The sequence below is a fragment of the Streptomyces pathocidini genome, assembly GCF_001418495.1.
Taxonomy (GTDB): Bacteria; Actinomycetota; Actinomycetes; order Streptomycetales; family Streptomycetaceae; genus Streptomyces; species Streptomyces pathocidini.
Window position 1 is genome coordinate 1 of the sequence record NZ_LIQY01000460.1, and the last position, 4,530, is coordinate 4,530.

The 4,530-nt window shown below is 72.1% G+C and carries 4 protein-coding genes; 1 reads left to right on the forward strand and 3 read right to left on the reverse strand.

The genetic code is table 11. From position 1 onward, the window contains the following. Positions 1–89: 89 nt before the first annotated feature. Positions 90–1,157 (reverse strand): sigma-70 family RNA polymerase sigma factor, encoded by a 1,068-nt coding sequence (locus tag AOK16_RS20300; protein WP_055473625.1) that lies wholly within the window; start codon positions 1,155–1,157, stop codon positions 90–92. A gap of 220 nt (positions 1,158–1,377) precedes the next feature. Between AOK16_RS20300 and AOK16_RS20305 the strand changes: the two genes are divergently transcribed. After that, positions 1,378–1,851, forward strand: coding sequence for an SsgA family sporulation/cell division regulator (locus tag AOK16_RS20305; RefSeq protein ID WP_055473626.1), 474 nt, complete (start codon positions 1,378–1,380; stop codon positions 1,849–1,851). Positions 1,852–2,013: 162 nt separating this feature from the next. On the opposite strand, the gene AOK16_RS20310 is transcribed toward AOK16_RS20305, so the two are convergent. After that, a complete protein-coding gene (locus AOK16_RS20310) occupies positions 2,014–3,381 on the reverse strand; it encodes an FAD-binding oxidoreductase (RefSeq protein ID WP_055473627.1) in 1,368 nt (455 codons plus the stop codon). A 107-nt stretch (positions 3,382–3,488) separates the two neighbouring features. Further along, on the reverse strand, positions 3,489–4,530 hold a 1,042-nt coding region (locus AOK16_RS20315), incomplete at its 5' end, for a phage baseplate protein (RefSeq protein WP_055473628.1).

Here is a 4,530-nt window from a genome sequence, read left to right on the forward strand (position 1 = left end):
GCCGCGTCCAACTGCGCGGGATCACACGGGAGTTGCGGGTGCTGCTCGTCTCGTCCGGACTGGACGGGGTGGTGCGGGAGTGCCCCGGGCTACGGCTCGAGGTGGGAGGGGAGGCCGAAGAGGGGGAAGAGCCGCGTGGTGTCGAGGAATGAGTTGAGGGCGGTGATCCGGCCGTCCGAGATCTCCAGGACCTGGAGGGCCCAGGGCACGAAACCGTCGGCGGCGGCGCCACCGGGACCGCCACCGGGACCGCCGCAGGCCGCTCCACGGTGCGGGCCCGACGGGTCCACGTCGGCTCCGGCCGCCGGGCGGTACTGTCCGAAGGCCGGGGAGCCGTTGGCGAGGGTCGGGACCAGACGGGAGCCGCGGCAGCCGATGCCCGTGCCCAGGAACCAGGCGCGGATCTCGGCCGGACCCCGCAGCCACAGCTCGTACGGCGGCATGGACAGCGTCGCGTCCTCGTGCAGCAGGGCGGTGAGCGAGTCGAGGTCGTAGCGCTCGAAGGCGTCGACGTAGCGGTCGAGGAGGGCGCGCTGCTCCTCGTCCAAGGAGCGGGCGGGCTCGGTGGGGGCGATCTCGCCGGAGGCCAGGGTCGCACGGGCGCGCTGGAGGGCGCTGTTGACGGAGGCGACGGTGGTGTCCAGCAGTTCGGCGACCTCGCTCGCCCGCCAGCTGAGCACCTCGCGCAGGATCAGCACCGCCCGCTGACGCGGCGGCAGGTGCTGGAGGGCGGCGACGAACGCCAGGCGCACCGACTCGCGTGCCACGGCCGTCTCGGCCGGGTCGCTCGCCGCCGAGGAGCCGGCGGCCGGCAGGACGCGGCTGTCGGGGACGGGTTCCAGCCAGGTGACCTCGGGTAGTTCGGGGCCCAGCGGGGAGGTGGCGGTCGAGGGAGAGGAGAGGTCCATGGGGCGGGCCCGCCGCTCCTTGCCGGTCAGCATGTCGAGGCAGACGTTGGTGGCGATGCGGTAGAGCCAGGACCGCAGGGCCGAGCGGCCCTCGAAGCGGTCGAAGGCCTTCCAGGCGCGCACCATCGTCTCCTGGACGGCGTCCTCGGCCTCGAAGGCCGAGCCCAGCATCCGGTAGCAGTAGCCGGTCAGTTCGGTTCTGTGCCGCTCCAGCCGCTGCTCGACGGCCTGTTCCGCGGTCTCGCTCATCTCAGGGCCCCTGTCTCCCGTACCGGCCCGGTCGTCCCGTGCCCGGCTCCCGCCCTTCGGCTTTGTCCATCCTCGTCCATGTACGGCACCCCCCGGGCGGGGGCACCGAAAAAATTTCTGAAGTTCTTCGGCGAAGTCGCGTAAGGACCCGGGAGGAAGCCGCTCTCTCCCTGTGCAGGCCCACGCAGGGGGGCCACGGCACAGGGAAAGGACCAACCTTATGAACACCGTGGTGGAACGCGAGCTGGAGCTCACGCTGGTTCTGTCGCCGGAGCGCGGGATCCCCGTGCCGGCGCGGCTGTCCTACCGGAGCGACGACCCGTACGCCGTGCACGTTACCTTCCACATCGGCTCGGAGTGCCCGGTGAACTGGACCTTCTCGCGCGAGCTGCTGGTCGAGGGGGTGTTCCGGCCGTGCGGGCAGGGGGACGTGCGGATCTGGCCGACGAAGGTGGACGGCCGCAGCGTGGTCTGCATGGCGCTGTCCTCGCCGGACGGGGACGCGCTGCTGGAGGCGCCGGCCGCGCCGGTCTCCGCCTGGCTGGAGCGCACGCTGAGGGCGGTGGCCCCCGGTTCCGAGGGCCGGTTTCTCTCGATCGACGACGAACTGAGCGAGCTGCTGGCCCCCGCCGGCTCCGATGACCTGTGGGCGCGCGACCCGTGGCCCTCGGACGAGACTCCGGAAGGGGCGTAAGGTCGTGGGTTGTTGTCCGCGGCCGCCGCGGCAACGACGGTTACGCCGCGGTCCGTTACCGGATGCGGCATCCCCAACACTTACCGGTCGGGCTGTCCTCGACACGCGCCTACCGGACACGTCATCCCCAGCACGCACCGGTCAGCAGGCCGGCGCGGGAGCTCAGAACAGCTTCCCCGGGTTCAGCAGGCCGAGCGGGTCGAAGGTCCGCTTGATGTCCCGCTGCAGCTCGAGACCGACGGGGCCGAGCTCCCGCGCCAGCCACTCCTTCTTCAGTACACCCACACCGTGTTCGCCCGTGATCGTGCCGCCCAGCTCCAGGCCGAGCGCCATGATGGCGTCGAAGGACTCGCGGGCCCGCCGCGACTCGTCCGGGTCGGAGGAGTCGAAGCACACGGTGGGGTGGGTGTTGCCGTCACCGGCGTGCGCGACGACACCGATCGTCAGGTCGTACCGCTCGGCGATGGCAGCGGTACCGTCGATCATCTCGGCGAGCCGGGAGCGCGGCACGCACACGTCGTCGATCATCGTGACGCCCTTGACCGCCTCCAGTGCGGTCAGCGTCAACCGCCGCGCCTGGAGGAGCAGCTCGGACTCGGCCGCGTCCTCGGCCGGCACGACCTCGGTGGCACCCGCGGCGGTGCACAGCTCGGCGACCGCGGCGAGGTCGGCGGACGGGTCCGGGGTGTCAAAGGCGGCCATCAACAGCGCCTCGGTGGACTCCGGCAGGCCCATCTGCGCCATGTCGTTGACGGCCCGGACGCAGGTGCGGTCCATCAGCTCCAGCAGTGACGGGGTGTGGCCGCGCTCCATGATCCGGCAGATGGCGTCGCAGGCGGCCTCGGTGGAGGCGAACTCGGCGGCCAGCACGAGCTGTTGCGGCGGTGACGGCTTGAGCGCGAGCACCGCTTTCACGACGATGCCGAGGCTGCCCTCGGAGCCCACGAACAGGCGCGTCAGGTCGTAGCCCGCGACGCCCTTGGCGGTGCGGCGCCCGGTGGCGAGCAGCCGCCCGTCGGCGAGGACGACGTCGAGGCCGAGTACGTACTCGGCGGTGACCCCGTACTTCACGCAGCACAGGCCGCCCGAGGCCGTGCCGATGTTGCCGCCGATGGTGCACTGCTCCCAACTGCTGGGGTCCGGCGGGTAGTAGAGGCCCTTGGCCATGACGGCGCGGGAGAGCGCGGCGTTGACGACGCCCGGTTCGACGACGGCGATCCGGTCGACCGGGTTGATCTCCAGGATCCGGTCCATCCTGACCAGCGAGAGCACGATGCAGCCGTCGGAGGCGTTGGCCGCGCCGGACAGGCCCGTGCGGGCGCCCTGCGGCACGACGGGTACGCGGAGGTCGGTGGCGGTGCGCATCACGTGCTGGACCTGCTCGACCGTGCGCGGCATGACGACGACGGCGGGGGTGCCCGCTGCGCAGAAACTCGCCATGTCGTTGGCGTAGGCGGCGGTCACGTCGGGGTCGGTCAGCACGGCCTCCTCGGGGAGGCCGTCACGCAGTCGTTCGATGAGGTCAGCCATGGGCCCAGCCTCGCATCGCCGGGCCCGGGTGTGAAGATCAACAGCAGGGTCTCCTCCCCGGAACCGTGGAGCCGGGGAGGAGACCGACGAGCTCGGACCTGCGGGGTTCAGCGCTTCGGCGGCACGTAGTAGATGGCGAAGGTGCGGCCGCCCACCGGGCCCGAGGCGAAGCCCATGCACAGCTTGGGCCCGGAGGTGCGCAACACGGCCAGGCCCTCCGGCTCGCGGGGCTGGAGGGCGTTCCCGGTCTGCGACTTCTGCTCCTGGACGACCTTGCCGGTGTGCAGGTCGATGCAGTACAGGCGGGCGTTGCCGCGCTCCGGGGTGGAGCTGTCGGGGTCGTAGGAGGAGCCGATCATCTGGTACGCGTAGGCGCCGTGGAGCGTCATGCCCTGGAAGGGCAGGCCGAGGTCCATGCCCGGCTGCTCGAAGTCGGTGAGCGGCTCGAAGCGCCCGCGCGCGAAGGCGTCCAGGTCGTAGAGGGCGAACCGGCCGAGGCTGCCGGGCTTGCCGTAGCGCACCATGATGCGGCGGTGCTGCAGGTCGATCGCGGCGGTGTTGCTGGTGGAGCCGGGCAGCGGGCGGTAGACGGTGAGGCGCGGGTCGCCGCCGCGCAGCACCAGGCCCTCGACGTACGGGAAACGACCGATCGCCCGCCCGTAGCCGGACTTGGGGTTGGCGTCGCACTCGGTCCACAGCACGGCGCCGGAGGGGCCGTCCGGGTCGACGCCCATCGCGGTGCCGTGGCCGAAGCCCTTGAGGTACATGTGGCCGATGACGGTGCCGTCGGAGGTGAGCTTGTTCAGGCACAGGTCGCCGGCCTTGGCGCGTTCGCCGTGGGTGTACGCGCGGGACTCGCCGGGGAGCTGGACGCCGCCGGCGACGACTTGGAGGGCGTAGATGTGGCGGCGGCGCTCGTCGAAGCCGAAGGACTGCATCACGGTGGTGTGGTGCAGCTTCCGGCCGTTGAGCCAGCGGGTGCCCTGCCGGCTGACGTCGAAGCGGACCTTCCCGGCGGCAGCCTTTCCGGCAGCCGGCTTCCCCGTGGCCGGTTTCCCATCGGTCGGCTTCCCCGCGCCCGGCTTCCCGGCGGCCGGTTTCCCGTCCTGGCCGGGGGCGGGGCGCCGGGCCGCGGCGGCGGCCGAGGGG

Excerpts from the sequence above, each read along its gene's own strand:
- AOK16_RS20300 (WP_055473625.1), bottom strand. The coding sequence starts at position 1,157 with ATGAGCGAGACCGCGGAACAGGCCGTCGAGCAGCGGCTGGAGCGGCAC.
- AOK16_RS20305 (WP_055473626.1), top strand. The coding sequence starts at position 1,378 with ATGAACACCGTGGTGGAACGCGAGCTGGAGCTCACGCTGGTTCTGTCG.
- AOK16_RS20310 (WP_055473627.1), bottom strand. The coding sequence starts at position 3,381 with ATGGCTGACCTCATCGAACGACTGCGTGACGGCCTCCCCGAGGAGGCC.